Source organism: uncultured Campylobacter sp., from assembly GCF_938031315.1.
Classification (GTDB): domain Bacteria; phylum Campylobacterota; class Campylobacteria; order Campylobacterales; family Campylobacteraceae; genus Campylobacter_B.
Genome location: NZ_CALHHT010000121.1, coordinates 1 through 3,608 on the forward strand (window position 1 = coordinate 1; position 3,608 = coordinate 3,608).

2 protein-coding genes are annotated in these 3,608 nt (G+C 47.7%); both read left to right on the forward strand.

Translation table 11 applies throughout. The features are described 5' to 3' along the window. Positions 1-1,278: DUF945 family protein (locus Q0236_RS03410; protein WP_297915174.1), on the forward strand; the 1,278-nt coding region annotated here is incomplete at its 5' end. A 383-nt stretch (positions 1,279-1,661) separates the two neighbouring features. Beyond that, on the forward strand, positions 1,662-3,608 hold a 1,947-nt coding region (locus Q0236_RS03415), incomplete at its 3' end, for a ribonucleoside-diphosphate reductase subunit alpha (RefSeq protein ID WP_297915177.1).

The following is a 3,608-nucleotide window of genomic DNA, read 5'->3' on the forward strand; positions in this document are numbered from 1 at the left end:
GCGGAATTTATCGCTAGAAACGAAATTTTCGAGACTAAGAGCGCTAAATTTTATCCGGGAGATAGCAACTCAAGCGGCTTTATCGAAGGCGTAGTAAAAAAAGAGAAACTACAAAAAAGTCTTGCTGAAGGCTTTAGCAAGCTAAAGGAAAAAGCAGGCGCGCAAGATAGCAACGATACGGACGAGCCAGATCCTGCTAAAATTTTCCCGGAAGATTTTGCTTTTCGCTACGACTACACTATCAAGCATAGCGTAAAAAACGCTGCGGATGGATTTGAGGGCGACGGAATTTTAACGATTAAGACGCCATATTACGCGGAGCCTTGCAAGAAGCTGTTTAAGACCGATGCGCCGCTTAGCACGCATCTAAACTACGGACCTACAGAGGTTAAATTTAGCGCAAAGCTAGCCGATATAAATGTGCTAGAAGATGGCGGAATAGGACGTCTTGCAGGTCTTAGCCTAAACGGCACGAGCGATATGAGCGGAAAAACGATAAAAGCCTTGGGCTTTAAAATCGGTGAAATTTTTATAGACGACGGCAAGGATTCGGGTCTTGATATGAAGGATCTTATCTATGAGGCAAACTTTAAAAACGGCATCCAAGATCTAGACGGTAATATAACTAAGCTCTTTTTGAATGACATAGATTTTGCAGGCAGCACAAAAGAGCTCGTCGTAACTGTAGATAAGCAGCGCTTCGTCGTAGTTACGGATATGAGCACGGAAGGTAGCTACCGCGTAAAAGATGGAATTTTAAATTTCAACGAAAGCGATAAAGCCCAAAGCCTAAAAATCGCCGACGTGCTAGTGCGAAACATCCATTTAGGCGTCGATACCAGCTTTAGCGCCGCACTTTTCGAAAAATATCTGTCTGTTATCTCAAATCCGCAAGAAGGCGAAAAATTAGCGGAAAATAAAGAGCTTTTTATGAAGCTGCTAAAAGATGATATGAAAATCAACGTGAATGATTTTTCGTTTGAAAATAGCCTCGGCAAGAAATTTGCTTTTAACGCAAGCGCGCTAGTAGGCGGCTACATCGACGAGACGCAGCTTTTTAAGCGCATGAGCTTGGACGGCAAAGCTACGATAAATACGACTATCACGGACTTCCTATCGCCTTATGACAGCCTGCGCGATTTTGCGCCGATGGCGGAAGTTTACGGCTCGCAGTTTCTTAAGCCTGACGGAGATGGAGTTAAGATGGAGTTTAGCTTCGATAAGGCAAGCAACTCTATGATCTTAAACGGAAAGCCTATCCCGCTACCGCACAACTAAATTCTTAATCTTTGCGGGCGGATTTTAAGCCTGCCCGCAAAGATTTTTGTTTTCCTGCTTTTTCGGCGCAAAATTTCGCAAAACTCTACGTAAATTTTTACCTACAGAATTTCGCGGTGGCGCCATAAAATTTCGCTCGAATTTTACCGCATCATTGCCGCCCGCTTCGCTAAATTTTAAAATTTACAAGCCAAAATCCCATATTTACAATGACAGATAGACTTAAGCAATTTTGGCTATAATGCGCGCTTTTGCAGCGCAGCTAGCGTAAATTTAAAAGACGGCGGATTATGAGCGGCATTTATTACGCCGCCTCTTTTGACGACGTATTTTATATTGGGAAACTAACGCTAAATTTGCATTTTTAAATTTCAAGGAACGATATGAAAGTAATCAAACGCAACGGCAGAACCGAGGAGCTTGACGTAAGTAAGATCAAAAAATACACGAGCGAGGCAGTGGAGGGGCTGGAAAACGTAAGCCTTAGCGAGCTTGAGGTGGACGCAAAGATCCAGTTTCGCGATATGATCACCACCGAAGAGATCCAACAAACCCTCATCAAAACCGCGGTCGAGAAGATCGACGTGGACCGCCCGAACTGGACCTTCGTCGCCGCGCGGTTATTTTTATACGATCTGTATCACAAAGTAACGGGCTTTAGCGGCTACAATAGCCTAAAAGATTACTTCGCTCGCGGCGAGGCGGCAGGCCGCATAATGCTTGGCTTAAAGGAAAAATACGATCTAGAGGATCTAAATTCCTATCTGCAGCCGCAGCGCGATTTGCAGTTTAACTACCTCGGCATCAAGACGCTTTACGATCGCTACCTCATCAAGGATAAAAGCGGCGCGCCGATCGAGCTTCCGCAGCAGATGTTTATGGCGATCGCGATGTTCCTTGCGCAAAACGAGCTTGACTGCCAGAGCTGGGCGAAGAAATTTTACGATCTCATATCTAAATTTGAAGTCATGCTGGCTACTCCGACGCTCTCAAACGCCCGCACGACGCGACATCAGCTAAGCAGCTGCTACGTGGGCTCCACGCCCGATAATATCGAAGGGATTTTCGATAGTTACAAAGAGATGGCGCTACTGAGCAAATTCGGCGGCGGTATCGGCTGGGACTGGTGCAAGGTGCGCGCGATGGGCGGCAGCATCGACGGGCATAAAAATGCCGCGGGCGGCATCATCCCGTTTTTAAAGATCACGAACGACATCGCCGTCGCCGTCGATCAGCTGGGCACGCGCAAGGGCGCTATCGCCGTGTATATCGAGCCGTGGCATATGGACGTGAGCGACTTCCTCGATCTGCGCAAAAACTCGGGCGAGGAGAGGCGCCGCGCGCATGAAATTTTCCCCGCGCTGTGGATAAACGATCTGTTTATGAAAAGGCTTCAAAGCGGCGGCAAATGGACGCTATTCGATCCTGCAGAAGTAAGCGATCTGAGCGATCTATATGGCGCGGAATTTGAAGCGCGCTACGAGCAGTACGAGGCCGATGATAAAATTTCAAAATCTACCATTCTGGCAAAGGAGCTTTGGAAGAAAATTTTAACGAGCTACTTTGAGACGGGCATGCCCTTTTTATGCTTCAAAGATAACGCCAACCGCATCAATCCAAACGCGCATCAAGGCTTAATCAGGAGCTCAAATTTATGCACGGAGATCTTTCAAAACACGGCGCCGAACCACTACAAAATCAAAGTCGTTTTCGCTGACGGTAGCGAGAGGCTGTTTGAGGAAAACGAAGAGGTAAGAACCGACGCGGGCATCGTAAAAAAGGCGAAAAAGATCACCGCGCTAGACACGCTGGGCGGCAAAGAAATTTTTATCGTAGAAAAAGGCTGCGACGAGGGTGCGACGGCGGTTTGCAACCTCGCAAGCGTAAATTTAAGCAAAATCAACAGCCGCGAGGAGATAGCTCGCGTGATGCCGATCGCCGTGCGAATGCTCGATAACGTCATCGATCTAAATTTTTACCCGCACGCCAAGGTCAAGCACACCAATCTAAAAACGCGCGCGATAGGGCTCGGCGTAATGGGCGAAGCGCAGATGCTGGCCGAGCGCGGCGTGAAGTGGGGCAGCTACGAGCACTTCGAGCTGATCGATAGGATAATGGAAAACGTGAGTTTTAACGCGATCAAGGCAAGTTCAAATTTAGCCGTAGAAAAGGGTAGATACCCTGATTTTGCGGGCTCGAAGTGGAGCGAAGGAATTTTCCCGATCGATTTGGCGAATGAAAACGCCAAGGCGCTCGTTAAGCGCGGCGGACTTTTTGAGCAGAGCAGCTGCGATTGGGACGGGTTGCGCGAGAAAGTAAAGCGCGACGGC